Below are 15,204 nucleotides of genomic sequence, written 5' to 3' on the forward strand. Positions count from 1 at the left end.
CCATGCGTATTTTATGGATCCTGCCCTACTCGCCCTGGCCCGCCACCAGCGGCGGCAAGACCCGCCAGTACCACTTGCTGCGCAGCCTGGCGGCGCGGGGGCACCGCATCACCTTGCTGCTGCACGACAAACACCCAGTGTCGCTCACCGACCGCCAGGTGCTGGAGGCGTTTCTGGAGCAGTTGATCATCCTGCCCCGTCGCCCGTTGCGCAGCCTCAAGACCCTGGTCGCCGGGTTGTTTGCCCCCTACCCGCTGCTGGCCAGTGTGAATGGCCTGTCGGGTGAACTGCAGGACACGTTCAATTGGCTACTGGGCGAGCACTGGGACGTGGTGCAGATCGAGCACAGCTACAGCTTCCAACCCTATGAGGATGCGCTGGCGCGTCACTCCCAACCCTTTGTGCTGACCGAACACAACGTCGAATCCGCCCTGGGTGCGGCCACCTATGACCGGTTGCCAGGCTGGGCGCTGCCGTTTGTGCGCTACGACCAGTGGCGCTACGCCCGCTGGGAACGCCGGGTGATGCGCCAGGCCACACAGGTGGTGGCGGTCACCGACAGCGACGCGCAAACCCTGGCGAAGATCGCCGGCAAACCGGTGTCGGTGGTGGTCAATGGAGTGGACTGCGATCACTTCGCCGCTGCCCGCCCCGACCCTGCCGCGCGCCGCGTGCTGTTTTTGGGCAACTACGAATACGTGCCGAATGTGGACGCCATCGAGTGGGCCTTGGACGAGATTTTGCCCAAGGTGTGGGAGCGCTGCCCGGATGCGCGCATGAGTGTGTGCGGCTTCGGCATGCCGGGCAGTTGGCGTGAGCGCTGGAAAGACCCGCGCATCGAATGGCAGGGCTTTGTCCCGAACCTGTTGAACCTGCAATCGAGCTGCTCGGTGTTCCTGGCCCCGTTGCGCCATGGCGGCGGCTCCAAGCTTAAAGTCCTCGAAGCCCTGGCCGCCGGCCTGCCGCTGGCGAGTACCGAGCAAGGCGTATCCGGCCTGGACCTGGTGGAAGGCCTGGACTACCTGGGCGGCCAAACCGCCGCCAGCCTGGCAGACGCCGTGGTGCGCTTGCTGCAATTTCCCGATGCCGCCGCCCCCATGGGCGAAGCCGGCCGCGCCTATGTACGCCGCGCCCACGACTGGAGCGTCGCCGCCAGCCAATTGGAGCAGGTGTATGCGACCCTGGCGCCGCTCAATCAAAAGGAGCCCGCATGCGTGTAGGCCTGGATTACCGCACCGTCGGCACCTCGCCCCAATCGGGCATCAGCCGCCAGGTGTACGCACTGGAGGCGGGCTTGCGGGCGTTGCCGGGCATCGAGCTTGAGCGTTTTACCGTGGCGCCCTTGGGCGACGAGACCCGCTTGCAGGCCCATTGCCCGGCCTGGGGCTGCGCCAAGACGGCAATGCACCAGCCGCAGAACCGCCTGCGTTTCGAGGCCGGTTTCTTGCCCCGTGCGTTGCGCGAGCAGCACATTGACCTGTACATCAGCACCTTCAATATGGGCCTGCCATTGCCGCCCAAACCCAAGGGGTTGCGCACCGTGGTGCTGCTGCATGACCTGTTCCAGATCACCTTGAACAACTACCACGCCAACCGCTTGAAGGCGCTGATCTACAAGACCTGCGATCGCCTGTCGATTGCCTACGCCGTGCACAGCGCCGACCGGGTGTGGACGCCGTCGCAGTACAGCGCCGATGAAACCGCACGGCTGTTTCCCAAGGCGGCGGGCAAGATCCGGGTGCTGCCCAACCAGGTAGACGGCTTTGTCGAACTGGCGGCGGACATCAGTGCACGCCAATTGCCCGAACGCTACTGGTTGCTGGTGGGCACCCGGGAGCTGCGCAAGAACGTGCCGTTCCTGGTGGACGCCTGGCAGCAGGCGCGGCGCCAATCGCCCCACGTGCCGGAGTTGGTACTGGTAGGCAGCCTTGAGCATTTGCCCGAGGCCCAGCGCACACTGCCGGGCATTCGGGCCTTGAGCGGGGTGTCGGATGCCGAACTGCACGCGCTATACCGCCAGGCGTCGCGCCTGTGGCAGCCGTCGTATGCCGAAGGCTTTGGCTTGCCGGTGATCGAGGCCCTGAGCGTGGGCACGCCGGTGGCGGTGGCCAGCGGCACCTCGTTGGATGAAATCACCCCGCCGTCGGCGCCGCGCTTTTCCCCCACCGATGGGGCGGCGCTGGTGCAATTGATGGTCAGCCTGGGCGCGAGTCCTGATGAAGAATCCGCCGAGCAACGGCGCCAGTGGGCAGAGCGCTTCAACCCGCGCGCCTACCGGCAACGCCTGGCCGAACTGATCGAGGAATTGAAGTGAGAGTGAACCTGGCAAGCTTCGTCGCGATCCTCCTCGGCCTGGCATTTGGGGCGCTGGCCCTGCTGTTGTCACCGGCCAAGGCCTTCCTGGCGGTGATCGGCCTGGCAGGCGCGGTGACCATCCTGCGCTTCCCGTTCTGGGGCCTGTTGCTGTTCGCCCTGATGGCGACGTTCATGCCGTATTCCACGGTCAACCTGGGCATTCGCACCACCGTCAGCGAAGCAATCCTGGCCCTGACCTGGGGCGCCGTGGTGTGGCATCGGTTCTTGTCGCGCATGCCCGATGGCACGAAGTTCGCCCGGCGCCCCACCGACCAGATGCTGTTGTGGTTGATGCTGTTCAGCGTGTTCCCATTTATTGTCGGCCAGATCATCACCCATGCCGACAGCAGCGGCGTGGCCAACTGGTTGCGCTGGTTGTTGAACCTGTCGGGAGTGTTCCTGACCGCCCAGTTGCTGGTGGACCGCAAGCACAGAGAGTCCCTGGTGATTGCCCTGCTACTGGGCACCCTGGCGATGCTGGTGCTGTCGATTGCGGTGTTTGTGTACACCCGCTCGGGCGCGGGCATCGCGCCGATCCTGGGGTTGTTCAACTACGCCAACTTCGACACCTTGAAATTCGGCCTGGAGGCCATGTCCCCGCGCATGGGCTCACCCTGGACCCACCCCAACGCCATCGGCGGGATCATGGCGTTGCTGCTGCCCCTGGCCTTCTGTTTTGGCATGACCGAGCAAGGCTGGAAACGCGCACTGGGCCTGGGCGTGGCCTGCCTGGGGGCAGCGGCGTTGCTGTTGGCCAGTAGCCGGGGCGCCATGGTCAGCCTGGCGTTGGTGTTGCTGTGGATGGCCTCGCGGCGCGTGCCTTACACCGGCCGCCTGTTGATGATCGGCGCCGCGTTGACGGTGGCGCTGGTGCTGGCGTATCCACCGTTGCAGGAGCGTCTGGCGACGATTTTTTCCTCGGACAACGCCAGTACCGAAGTGCGCTTTGACGAGTACCGCATGTTCCCGCAAGCGGTGGCGGCGTACCCGCTGGGCATCGGCTTCAAGGTCGACCCGCCGGTGCCGGGCAGCCATCTACTGGGGATCTCCAACTTGTGGCTGAACTACATCTACAAGATCGGCATCGTCGGCATGCTGTTTTTTGTGGCGGTGACCGTACGCTGGTGGCGTGAAGCGCGCCCGGAAAAAGGCCCGATCCGCCTGACCAAGGACAACGCCCTGTGGCTGGGCAGTACCGCGGGGATCTTGTCGGCGTTGGTCAGCGGCCTGTTCGACCACTATTTCAGCTTTGCGGTGGTGATGGTGGCGCTGTTCTGGTTGATGGTGGGGATCAATGTGCTGGAGGCGCGGCGCTTGTTCCCGGCGCGGCTGCGCCAGGTCAAGCGCGTGGATGTGGTCGAGCCGCTGCCTGATGGCGTGCGCCCCTGATGCTTGGCTCCGCCGTCTGGCTGACCCTGGCGACGCTGCTGGGCCTGTGCCTGGGCTTTGCGCGGGAATGGCTGCTGGTGGCGGCCTGGGGCGCGGGGGAGCGCAGTGATGCGTTCTTGATCGCACTGTTTTTGCCCGAGGCGCTGCGCATGTCCCTCGCTGGCGGCGTGCTGAGCGCTGCCGCGTTGCCGTTGTACCTGGCGCGCAAGGATGGCGAGCGGTTGGACTGGCTGGCGGTGTTGTTTCCCGCGCTGATGGTAATCGCCTTGGTCACCAGCCTGCTGCTGACGCTATTGGCGCCGTGGCTGGTGCAGTTGCTCGGCCCTGGGCTTGCGGCGACAGCCACGACGTTGGCGGCGAGCAATCTGCAGATCGTCGCGTGGTGCGTGCCGGGCTTGATGCTGCATGCGCTGTTCAGCATCCCGCTGCAGGCCAGCGAACGTTTTGTGCTGGCGGGGCTGGGCTCGCTGCTGTTCAACCTGCCGCCGGTGACCTACCTCGCGCTGGCCGGCACGGCGACCCAACCTCACTCACTGGCCCTGGCGTGCCTGGTCGGCAGCCTGTTGATGCCACTGGCGATGTTGCCGGCGGTGTGGCGCCAGGGCTGGCGGCCATGGCGCTGGCAGCTTTCGTTTGCCCCCTTGCGTGAACTGGGCCAGCGCATCGGCCCTTTGCTCCTGAGCAACGGCGCCAGCCAAGGGCTGGCCCTGATCGAGCGGTTGGTGGCGTCGTTGCTGGGGGAAGGCGCGGTGACCTGGGTGAACCTGGCGCGCAAGCTGATGAACCTGCCGCTGATTGCACTGATGAGCCTTAACCAAGTACTGCTGGGCATGATGAGCCGCCGCCAGGGCGACGAACGCCTGGCCTTGCTCAAGCGCGGCCTGGAAACCGCCAGCGTGCTGACCCTGCCCGCCGGCGTCGGCCTGGTGGCGGCAGCGCCGAGCCTGGTGGCGTTGTTGCTGCCCAAGCAATCGGCGGACTCGCCACTGCCGCTGCTGCTGGCCTGGTTTGCCGTACCACTGGTTTTCGGCGCCTGGAACGCCTTGCTCGCCCGTTATGCCTACGCCGCTGGCGACACACGCCAGCCACTGCGCTGCGAACTGCTCGGCAGCTTGGTCAATGTGCTGCTGCTGGGCGCCCTGCCCTTTGTGTTCGGCCTGGCGGGTATCCCCTTGGCAGCCTTGGCGGGCGTGATCTGCACCGCCTTGCTGCTGATGCAACGCCAGGCCCTGCTCGATGCCCTGCCGTGGGCGCGCCATTGGTTGCTCAGCGCCGTGCTGATGGGCTTGGCGGCACTGGCGCTGTTCCGGATTGAAGGCGTGTGGTTGCAACTGGGCCTGAGCACCCTGGCCGGCGCTGTGGTGTTGCTGGGGATGGGGCTGTGGCTCAAGCCATGGCGCAAAGCATGACGCACTTCCCTGTGGGAGCGGGCTTGCCCGCGAAGGTCGTTAACGATGACGCGGGCATTCTGGATGAACGCGCTGGATGTGAGTTTTTCGCGGGCAAGCCCGCTCCTACAGGGAGCCGGGTGTCTTGTAGAGGGGTGGTCAGGTGAAAAATCGCTGGATTCAAATGGATATCGCCAAAGGCATCGGCATTCTGGTGATCGTGTACGCCCACAGTTGGTTCGTCGCCACGTCCCTGGACCTGATGTACCCGATCCTGGCCTCGTTCGTGTTGCCGTTGTTCTTCTTTCTGTCCGGGGTGTTGTTCAAGCCGGAACAACCTTTCGGCGAGATGGCGGTGCGCAAGGCCGATGGCCTGCTCAAGCCGTTTTTCTTCACCCTGCTGCTGTATGTGATCGTGCGCGATGTGCTGCGCGGCCAGCCCTTACTGCCGGATATCGGCGGCGTGCTGTATGCCTCGGTCGACACCATCCCGTGGCAAGCGCTGTGGTTTCTACCGCACTTCTGGGTGGTGATCCTGTTCAGTTGGGCGGTACTGCGGCTGATCCAACGCCTGCCACTGGCGGTGAACTGCGCCTTGATGGCGCTGATGTGGGTGATGGGCACCTGGGTACTGCCCTTGTTCTGGCAATTGCCGGTGACGATTGGCGGGCACACCTGGGTGTTGCCGGGCCTGCCATTCAGCATTGATATCACCCTGATCAGCAGCGCCTGTTTCATCCTGGGCTACCTGCTGCGGGACTGGCTGCGTCGGCATGAAGGTTCGCTGCTGACGCTAGTGATTTCGGTGCTGCTGTTTGCAGCGGTGTTCCTCTGGCGCGGCGACACCATGGACCTGGCGCAACGACGCTATGACCACTGGTTGTGGACCAGCCTGCTGGCAGTGATTGGGGTGTACCTGTGCTGGGCGCTGGCGCGAGTGCTGATGGTATCGAGTGTGTTGACGCGGGCCATGACCTACATTGGCCAGTCCACGTTGATCCTGTTGATCTTCCATGGGGAAATCCAGCACAAGACCTTCGACTTGATGGAGCGTGTGGGGCTGCATCCGTTTGTGGCGGCGTGCGTGGGGTTGGTGGTGGCGGTGGTGGCGCCGTTGTTGATTGGGGAAGTGATCAAGCGGGTGGCGTTTTTGCGGTTCTTCTACTTTCCGTTTCCGGTGCGCAAGCAACCTAAAGAACAACAGTGAACCCATGTGGGAGCGGGCTTGCCTGCGATGGCTGTGTGTTAGGCGCTGGAGGGTTTGGGTCGGAGTGCATATCCGTTATTTAGGTGATGGCTGATATGGGTTCCGCCCTTACGGCGGGTCACTTTTGGAAAAGAGCCCCAAAAGTAACCAAAAGGGCTCTTGCCCCACCACTCGGCACCTCGCCTAGGCTCGGTGTGCCCTCTCTCCGGCTTGAATCCGTGGGCCGCCGTCATGGGCCATCCTTGGCCCAGGACGGCTAACCCGGCGTCCTGCCGGGTTACCCACGGATTCAAGCCTGCGTTCGGCCAGCGTGGTTTAACGGGGCGCCTAAGATCAAGATCAAAAGCCAAATCAAAAGCCAGAGCCAGAGCCAGAGCCAGAGCCAGAGCCAGAGCNGCTTAAGATCAAGATCAAAAGCCAAATCAAAAGCCAGAGCCAGAGCCAGAGCCAGAGCCAGAGCCAGAGCTTTGGGGTTGGTCAGGTCCAATCGTTGTGGAGATACCTACGCCGCGATAGCGGTGTATCAGCCAATCAGTTGTTGACTGACACTCCGCCATCGGGGGCAAGCCCGCTCACCACAAGAGTATGGTCGCCTCTTGTTTCCTTAGCTGACTGGCATTAGGGCAAGCCCCCTCCCACAGTAGATCCCGCACACAGGTGGACCAGGGTTGGGTTAAAAATCGTATTTGACGCTGGTCATCAGGTTACGCGGTGCGCCGTACATGCCGTGGTTGCCGGCGTAGCTCAGGTACTCGCGGTCGAACAGGTTATTAAGATTCAACGAAGTGCTCAGTTGGGGCGTCACGTCGTAGCGCACCAGCAGGTTGGTGACCGCATAGCTGCCCTGGCTGAAGGTGTGCAAATCCTCGCCAACCTTGCTCTGCCAGTTCACCCCGCCGCCGACGGTGAATTTGTCGAGTGCACCTGGCAGGCGGTAGGTGGTGAAGGTCTTGAGGCTCTGGCGCGGCAAGGTGGTGACGATGCGGTTGTCATCGGCATCGGTGCTTACGGCATAAGCGTAGCCAGCCGAAGCCTGCCAGCCTTCGGCGAGTTGGCCATTGAGTTCCAGCTCGATGCCTTCGGTGGTGGTGCCCTTCTCGTTGCGGTAGGTGTCGCCGCCGGGGGTGTCGATCCAGATCGCCAGGTTGTCCTGTTCCAGCTTGAACAGCGCCAGGCTGGTGTTCAGTTGTTCGTCGAAGAAGCTGCCCTTGAGCCCCACTTCATAGCCCTTGCCCTCCATCGGCGGCAGCGCCTTGTTGTTGATGTCATGCACGCCCATGGCCTGGGGGTTGAAGATCTTGGTGTAGCTGGCGTACGCCGACCAGTTGTCGGTGAGGTCGTACACCACGCCCGCGTAGGGAATGTAGACGCCGGTTTCCGACTCGTCGGTGCGCGAGGTGGCGCCGCCGTAGGTGCTGCTCTCGGTTTCGCGCTGCCAGTCGATCACGCGGCTGCCGAGGATCAGGCTCAGGTCGTCGGTGACCCGCAGCCGGGTGCTCAGGTAGGCCGCGTATTGGCGCTCATCCACTGAGGATTTGCCGGTGACGTCAAACGCAGGCTTGGCCGAGTGGCCGTCCCAGTTGAACAGGTTGTCGATGGCGCCAGCGGGTGAGCTGGAATAGTCGTAGTTCCAGCTGCCATAGCTGGGCACGCTCTCGCGGTATTTGGACAGGGTCACGCCGGCGATCAGCTCATGTTCGCGGCCCAGGGCGTTGAAGGGGCCGGTCACGTAGAGGTCGAGGTTGTTTTGGCGTGGCGTGCCAGAGAAACGCACCGGCAGTTGGGTGGTGCCGCTGCCATCGCTGTTGAGGCTGCCGTTGACGTAGTTGAACACCTCGTCGAACTGGTTTTCGGTGTGGGTGAATTCGGCCTTGGCGCTCCAGCCGTTGTCGAATTTCTGCTCAAGGGCGGTAAAGAAACTGGTCTGCTCATGATCGTTATACGACCAGGAGGGCGCAGTGTTCAGCGAGCGGTTGAGATTGCTGCGCGAACCATCGGTAAAGCGGGTGGGCAAACCGGAACGCGCCGGGGCGTCGACATCGGTGCGCAGGTAGCTGAAGCCCATGGTGAGTAAGGTGTCTTCGGTAAGGTCGAATTCGGTGATGCCATAGAGCAGTTGGGTGTCCTGCTTGTAGCGGTCGATCCACGAGTGTTCGGTCTTGTAGTCGGCCACCAGGCGGCCGCGCACATTGCCGGTTTCGGTCAAGGGGCCGGAGACATCGACGCCGCTGCCATAGCGATCCCAGGTGCCCGCATTGGCCGTGACACTGGCCCGCGCTTCGGCGGTCGGGCGCTTGCGGATCAGGTTGATGGTGGCCGCCGGGTTGCCCATGCCGCTGATCAGGCCGGTGGCGCCGCGCACCACCTCGACACGGTCGTACATGGCCATGCTCTGGGTGTAGTTGTCCATGCGCGTGGCGGTCGGCACGCCGTCGATCTCGAAGTTCTGGATCTGGAAGCCCCGGGAGAAATAACCATCACTCTCCGAACCCTGGCCGTCACGCAGCACGATGATGCCGGGGGTGGCGTCGAGGGTGTCGCTGAGGTTGGTGAGGCGCTGGTCGTCCAGGCGCTGGCGCGTCATCACCGTAAGGGACTGCGGGGTTTCCCGTGGGGTCAGGTTCAGGCGCGTCGAGCTGCTGGAGGATTGCGTGGTGTAGGAGCCTGTGCCCTCGGTGGTCGAGCCCGGTGCCTTACCGGAGATGGACACGGTGCTCAGTTGCAGCGCGCTACCGGTGGGCCGCGGCTCCAGGGAGTAGGTATTGCCGCTGCCACGCACGGCTTGCAGGTCGCTGGTGCTCAGCAGGATCGCCAGGCCGGTGTCCAGGTCATGGCGCCCTTGCAAGCCGGGGCTGGTCTTGCCGTCGGTGAGCGCGGCCGGGTAGGACAACAGGATCTGGCTGGCCTGGCCGAACTGGTTGAGGGCGCCGGCCAACGAACCTGGGGCGATGTTGAAGTCCACTTGCTCTGCCGCCTGCACCCAGGCCGACGCGAGCACCCAAGGTGCGGTGACGGTGAGGCTGGCGATGCCTTGGATGACGGCCAGGGCCAGTGATGTTTTTAATGTTGTACGCGGCTGCATGCCTGTTTCCCCAGTGAAGGTAGTGTCTGGGGATATAAGTCTCGTGAGATGGGCAAACGGACCACCTGGGCGCGAAATAAATTCAAACCATGCTCTGACGGGGCTTGAGGGTGACCCAGAAGCGGGTGAAGTGCTGCACATCCAGCTTGAGGGTGTGCGCCAGCGCCGCCAGGATGCGGTCGGTGTCCGTCAGCGGAAAGGTGCCGGATACTCGCAGGCCGCTCACGGCCGGGTCACACGACAGGCGCCCGCGACGATAGCGGCCGAGCTCCTCAAGGAAGTCGTCCAGGCGCATGCCCTGAGCGACGATCATGCCGCGGCTCCAGGCCAATTCACCGTCCCGTTGCGGGCGGCGGGCGAGCAAGGTGTGGGCATCAAAGCTGATCAGTTCGCCCCCTTGCAACACCAGGCTGCGGGAGGGGATTTGCACCGACAGCGCACCGTGGTCGGCACCCAATTGGGTGAAGCCGCTGCGCTGGCGCACGCTGAAACGCCCACTGACGGCGCGGGTCAGGCCTTCGGCGGTCTTGACCCACAACGGGCGGATTTCACTGGGGTTGGGGTCCACCAGGATTTCGCCGCGCAGCACGTGGATCTGGCGCAGCTTCGGGGTGTACTTCACATCAATGGCGGTGTCGGTGTTGAGCTGCACCTGGGTGTTGTCCGCCAGGTCGATGCGCCAGCGCTCGCCGACGGTGGTGCTGTAGTCGCTGGTCCAGTGTTGCAGCAGTTCGGTGTCCTTGACGCTCCAGGCGGTGGTGCCCGCCGCCAGCAGTACAGCCAGGTGCTTGACCACTTGGCGACGGGACAACGCCGGCAGCAACGCCGCGCTGACCAGGGCTTGATGGGCCGGCGCGCGTACATCCTGCATGCGCTGGAAAAACCGTTGGGAATGCTGCCAGGCCCGTTCATGGGCCGGGTCTTCTTCACGCCAGCGCTGCCAGTCGGCGCGGGTTTGCTCGCTGACATCCGGCGCCTGCAATTCCAACTGCCAGTGCATCGCCTGCTCGGCGGCTTCCAGGGAGACGGTCATGGGCGTTGGCTGTCCAGCAGAATGCACTGCGCACCGGCCTTGATGATGTAGCGCTTGACCGTGGTGATGCTGGCACCCAGGCGTTCGGCAATTTCGCCGTGGCTGAGGCCGTCAAGTTGCGACCACAGGAACGCTTGGCGCACCGGCAGGGCCAGGCGGCTGAGGGCTTCGTCGAGGGCGGTGAGGGTTTCCAGCAGGATCCACTGGGTTTCGGCGCTGGGGGCGGACGCTTCGGGCAACAGCGCCAGGGCTTGCAGGTAGGCTTTTTCCAGCTTTTGCCGGCGAAAGTGGTTGGACAATACGCTTTGCGCCACCTTCGCCAGGAAACTGCGGGGCGCTTGCACTTCAATCGGCTGGTTCTTGGCCAACAGCCGCAGGAACGTATCCTGGGCCAAATCGGCAGCGCTTTGCGAGCAGTTCAAGCGACGCCACAACCATTGCTGCAACCAGCGGTGTTGCTGCTGGTACAGGGTGGCCAGGTCAGTAGGGCTTACCGTTGGAGTCGAAGACATGGTGGGCGCGCGCGAAGAATGATGCGCAAATGATAACGGTTATCACATGCTGCGCAATGCCATCACTGCAACTTTCTGCTCAAGGAGCCGGGTGAACGGCTCCTGGCGTGGCTCAGTCGTCCAGTTGTTGCGGGGCGGGATTGCTCCCCGGTTTGGCAGGTTTAGCCGGTTTGGCGCCCTTGGCTGGCGCCGGTGCCACGGGTTGCGGTTCGGCGGCGGCAGCGGCTTCTTTTTCGGCCATGGGCATCTGGTCGATAGCGCTAAAAAACGCCTTCAGGTCGAGGGTATCCGGCGGTACGGTCTTCTCGAGTTTCTTCTCACCATCCTTGCCCACCAGGATCACTTTGGTACCACTGCCGGCGCCGAGCTTGAGGGCGCGGATCAGGGCGTTGGTTTCCGGTGGGGTGAGTTTCTTGTTGTCCTTCGGGTCCTTGGCGAGCTTTTCGCCTTCGGCACCGATGCTGCCGAACGACACGGTGTAGAACACCATATTGCGTTCTTCAAAGGACTGCTTGGTGGCAGGTTCTTCCAGTTGCTTTTTCAGGGTGGCCAGCGTGGGGTTGCCAGCGTCGAGTTCCACCACCACCAGCGGACGGGCCTTGCCCAGGTCCTGCTTGAGCGGGTTGATATCATCAGCGGCCAACAGCGGCCCCGTAAAAGCCATCAAGGTAGCCAGGGTCAGCGACCGGATGAGCATGCGCACCTCCTTTGAATTCCATGCAGGGTTCTTGAGTTTCATGTCTGCGACAGCCAAATTCAAGGATGATTCCTACAGCGGTTCAAGAAAGCGTAGGCCAGGACGCCCGCTGCGCAAGGCCTTGAGTGGTGGCGGCGGTGATTGTTTCCACTGATTACGGAAACATCATGAGACCTTCCACTCAGGCCAATGCCGCGCAAACACGGGGGCCACAATGGGGTCGGCATCCACCTGCGCCAGCGTCTGCGCAAAGCCTGGCGCCAAGCCGCTCAACGCCTCACGCGCTTCGTCCCAGCGCGACACCGCCGCCGCCATCAAGCCCAATGCATTGGGCACACCGCTGGGCGCAAACAACTGCTCGGCGAACTGATCGGCAAACACCACCCAGGCCTGATGCAGGTAACGCCGGGTACCGGTGACCAGTTGCGCCTGCACTGTTTTATTGACGTCCCCCAGCCAGCGTTGCGGGTAGTCGATGATGCCGATGGCCGAGTAGCAGTTGGCCGCGATGTACACCAGGCCACGGATGATCTGCGCGCGGTTGCCGGCCAGCAGGTCGGCGTTGGGGTATTTCAGGCCCAGATGGATGAGGATCGCGCTGCTTTCGGTCAGCACCTGGCCATCGGGCGTCAGCAGCGTCGGCACCTGCTTGAGCGGGTTGATACGCGCCAGTTCGTCGCTGCCCTCGCCCTCGGCCCATGAAGCCGCGTCTATTCGCCGCCATTGCACTGCGCAACGCTGCAGGGCGATTTCGATCATGCAGGAGCCGGATTCGTCGATACCGTAGAGGGTGTACATGGGGCTTGATCCTGTTGTAGTGAGCGGACTTGTCCCGCGCTGGGCTGCGAAGCGGCCCTAACTCGGTCGATGCATTCTTCCAGGTAGAACCTAGTCGCATGATAGACCGCCTTCGCGAGCAAGCCCGCTCCCACACTTGAACCGATTTACACCCAGTAAAAATAGCCCGACTGCCAGGCAGTCACGGGAGCAAGCTCCCTCGCCACAGGTCCGGCAGCAATGCTCAGTTGTGTAGATACCTATGCGGCGCGGGACAAGCCCGCTCACTACAACCAAAGGGGGCCGAGATTGGATGGGGTAAATCAAGCGTTTTAAAACAAGCCCATCTGCCCGCCCACCAGGGTGCTGAAATCGTCATCCACAAACGGCAGGATCGCGTCGGCCACCGGTTGCAGTTGCCGGGTCACGTAATGATCGTAGTCGATGGGCGCTTGGCGCACCTCCAGTGGCTCCGGGCCGTTGACGCTGATCACGTAGCTGATCCAGCCACCGCGCTGGTACTGGCGCGGGCGGCCCAGGCGGTCGTTGTAGTCATCGGCCAGGCGTGCGGCGCGCACGTGGGGTGGCACGTTGCGTTCGTAGTCGTCCAGGCGGCGGCGCAGGCGCTTGCGGTAGATCAGTAATTCGTCGAACTCACCGCTCAAGGTGCGGCGCACGTAGTCGCGAATGTAGTCCTGGTGCGGCTGGCGATGGAAGATGCGCTGGTACAGCTCCTGCTGGAAGCGCCGGGCCAGGGGCGACCAGTCGCTGCGCACGGTTTCGAGGCCCTTGTAGACCATTTCTTCGCTGCCATCGCTGCGCGTCACCAGGCCAGCGTAGCGTTTTTTGCTGCCCTCTTCGGCGCCACGGATGGTGGGCATCAGGAAGCGGCTGAAATGGGTTTCGTATTGCAGTTCCAGAACACTTTGCAGGCCGAGTTCGTTGCGCAGGTGCTCGCGCCACCAGTCGTTGACGTGCTGCACCAAGGCCCGGCCGATACGGCTGGCGTCTTCTTGGGAATGGGCACTGCCCAGCCAGACGAAGGTGGAGTCGGTGTCGCCGTAGATCACTTCATAGCCCTGGGCTTCGACCAGTTCGCGGGTCTGACGCATGATCTGGTGGCCGCGCATGGTGATGGACGACGCCAGCCGCGTATCGAAGAACCGGCAACCGCTGGAACCGAGCACGCCGTAGAAGGCGTTCATGATGATTTTGAGGGCCTGGGACAGCGGCGCATTGTGTTCACGCTTGGCCTCTTCGCGGCCTTCGGAAACCCGCGCAACAATGGACGGCAAGCAATGTCGGGTACGGGAAAAACGCGCGCCGCGAAAGCCTTCTACCGAGTCACTGTCATCGGGGTATTTAAGGCCTTCGATCAGGCCCACCGGGTCGATGAGGAAGCTGCGGATGATCGACGGGTAGAGGCTTTTGTAGTCGAGCACCAGCACCGACTCATAGAGACCAGGGCGTGAGTCCATGACGAAACCACCGGGGCTGGCCTGGGGCGGTTTGTCCCCCAGGTTCGGCGCGACAAAGCCCTGGCGGTGCATCAGCGGCATGTACAAGTGGGTAAACGCGGCGACCGAACCACCGTTGCGATCGGCCGGCAAGCCGGTGACGCTGGCCCGTTCCAGCAAAAACGTGAGCAGCTCGGTCTTGGTGAAGATCCGCGTGACCAGTTCGCAGTCCTTGAGGTTGTAGCGCGCAAGCGCGGGCTTGTCTTCGGCGAACATGCGGTTGATTTCGTCCATGCGCTGGTACGGCGTGGAGATGTCCTTACCCTCCCCCAGCAGGGTTTGCGCGACATTTTCCAGGCTGAAGGATTCGAAACTCCACGTGGCCGAACGCAAGGCTTCGATGCCGTCGATGATCAACCGCCCGGCCGCTGCCGCGAAGTAGTGGCTGCGGCTGCCGTGTTCGCGCCAGGCCATGGGCTCGGCGCCACGGCCGAGCAGCAGCGGCACGTTGAGGCGTTGGGCGTGTTCGTGGAGTACGCGCAGGTCGAACTGCACCAGGTTCCAGCCGATGATCGCGTCGGGGTCGAAGGTGGCGATCCACTGGTTGAGGCGTTCAAGCAGTTGGGCGCGGGTGTCGCAGTAGTCGAGCTTGAAGTCCACTGCATCGGGTTTGTTCGGCGGGCCGAGCATGTACACCTGGCGCTCGCCGCAGCCTTCAAGGGCGATGGAATACAGGTCGCCCTGGGCGGTGGTCTCGATGTCCAGGGACACCAGTTTCAGCGGCGGCCGGTAGCCGGGCGCGGGTTTCATCTGGGCTTGCGTCAGCGTGCCATCAGCGTCCGCAGTACCGCCGAACCACACGGGCGCGGTGATAAAACGCTCCATCATGTAGCGCTCCGGTGGGCGCACGTCGCCTTCGTACACATCCACACCGGCGGCTCGCAGGCGTTTTTCCACGTCCATCAACTGGCGGTGCTGGCGGGTGTAGAGGCCGAGGACGGGGCGATGATGAAAGTCGCACAGTTGCAAGGGGCGCAATTCTATCTCGCGCTCGCCCTTGAGCAGCCAGTCCAACGGCTTGCGATGAGCCTCGGGGATAAACACCACGGAGGTCTGCATGGGGAGGCGGACAAACCTTGGGCCAGTGTCGGTGGCCAACCAAAAGCTGACCTCCGTGCCCAACGGGGTATCACGCCAATGCCGGGTCAGGACAAAACCCTGCTGTAAATCCACCGTACCGCACCTCAGGAATCGCTTTCAGGGCGTGATTCTACTCGGCTATGCGCGCGTGAAGACCGCACAGGTAA

General features: G+C 63.2%; 11 protein-coding genes. 5 read left to right on the forward strand and 6 right to left on the reverse strand.

Annotated elements, in window-relative coordinates; genetic code table 11:
• Positions 1-2: 2 nt before the first annotated feature.
• The 5 genes from ACLD1Y_RS09595 to ACLD1Y_RS09615 all read left to right on the forward strand — a co-directional run bounded on the left by ACLD1Y_RS09595 (position 3) and on the right by ACLD1Y_RS09615 (position 6,339).
• Complete coding sequence (locus ACLD1Y_RS09595) at positions 3-1,220, forward strand: glycosyltransferase family 4 protein (RefSeq protein WP_429477575.1); 1,218 nt, start codon at positions 3-5, stop codon at positions 1,218-1,220.
• A complete protein-coding gene (locus ACLD1Y_RS09600; RefSeq protein ID WP_429477577.1) occupies positions 1,211-2,314 on the forward strand; it encodes a glycosyltransferase family 4 protein in 1,104 nt (367 codons plus the stop codon). Before ACLD1Y_RS09595 ends, ACLD1Y_RS09600 begins: the two co-directional genes overlap by 10 nt.
• A gap of 2 nt (positions 2,315-2,316) precedes the next feature.
• Positions 2,317-3,744, forward strand: coding sequence for an O-antigen ligase family protein (locus ACLD1Y_RS09605; RefSeq protein ID WP_429477579.1), 1,428 nt, complete (start codon positions 2,317-2,319; stop codon positions 3,742-3,744).
• Positions 3,744-5,153 (forward strand): lipid II flippase MurJ, encoded by a 1,410-nt coding sequence (locus ACLD1Y_RS09610; protein ID WP_429477581.1) that lies wholly within the window; start codon positions 3,744-3,746, stop codon positions 5,151-5,153. The genes ACLD1Y_RS09605 and ACLD1Y_RS09610 overlap by 1 nt, the downstream gene beginning before the upstream one ends.
• A 163-nt stretch (positions 5,154-5,316) precedes the next feature.
• Positions 5,317-6,339, forward strand: a complete 1,023-nt coding sequence (locus ACLD1Y_RS09615) for an acyltransferase family protein (protein WP_429477583.1) — start codon at positions 5,317-5,319, stop codon at positions 6,337-6,339.
• 673 nt (positions 6,340-7,012) lie between these two features.
• On the opposite strand, the gene ACLD1Y_RS09620 is transcribed toward ACLD1Y_RS09615, so the two are convergent.
• The 6 genes from ACLD1Y_RS09620 to ACLD1Y_RS09645 form a co-directional block, all read right to left on the reverse strand.
• Complete coding sequence (locus ACLD1Y_RS09620) at positions 7,013-9,421, reverse strand: TonB-dependent siderophore receptor (RefSeq protein WP_429477587.1); 2,409 nt, start codon at positions 9,419-9,421, stop codon at positions 7,013-7,015.
• Positions 9,422-9,503: 82 nt separating this feature from the next.
• Positions 9,504-10,454, reverse strand: a complete 951-nt coding sequence (locus ACLD1Y_RS09625; RefSeq protein ID WP_429477589.1) for a FecR domain-containing protein — start codon at positions 10,452-10,454, stop codon at positions 9,504-9,506.
• Positions 10,451-10,966: a sigma-70 family RNA polymerase sigma factor gene (locus ACLD1Y_RS09630; protein WP_429477591.1), complete on the reverse strand. Its 516-nt coding sequence runs from the start codon at positions 10,964-10,966 to the stop codon at positions 10,451-10,453. The genes ACLD1Y_RS09625 and ACLD1Y_RS09630 overlap by 4 nt, the downstream gene beginning before the upstream one ends.
• A gap of 112 nt (positions 10,967-11,078) precedes the next feature.
• Entirely contained in the window at positions 11,079-11,663 is a 585-nt protein-coding gene (locus tag ACLD1Y_RS09635; protein WP_429477593.1) for a DUF4174 domain-containing protein, read from the reverse strand.
• 165 nt (positions 11,664-11,828) lie between these two features.
• On the reverse strand, positions 11,829-12,461 hold the full coding sequence (locus ACLD1Y_RS09640) for a glutathione S-transferase N-terminal domain-containing protein (protein ID WP_429477595.1): 633 nt from the start codon (positions 12,459-12,461) through the stop codon (positions 11,829-11,831).
• 311 nt (positions 12,462-12,772) lie between these two features.
• Positions 12,773-15,130: a DNA polymerase II gene (locus ACLD1Y_RS09645; RefSeq protein WP_429477597.1), complete on the reverse strand. Its 2,358-nt coding sequence runs from the start codon at positions 15,128-15,130 to the stop codon at positions 12,773-12,775.
• Between the last annotated feature and the right edge of the window lie 74 nt (positions 15,131-15,204).

The sequence above is a fragment of the Pseudomonas sp. 18175 genome (genome assembly GCF_050432925.1).
GTDB lineage: Bacteria > Pseudomonadota > Gammaproteobacteria > Pseudomonadales > Pseudomonadaceae > Aquipseudomonas.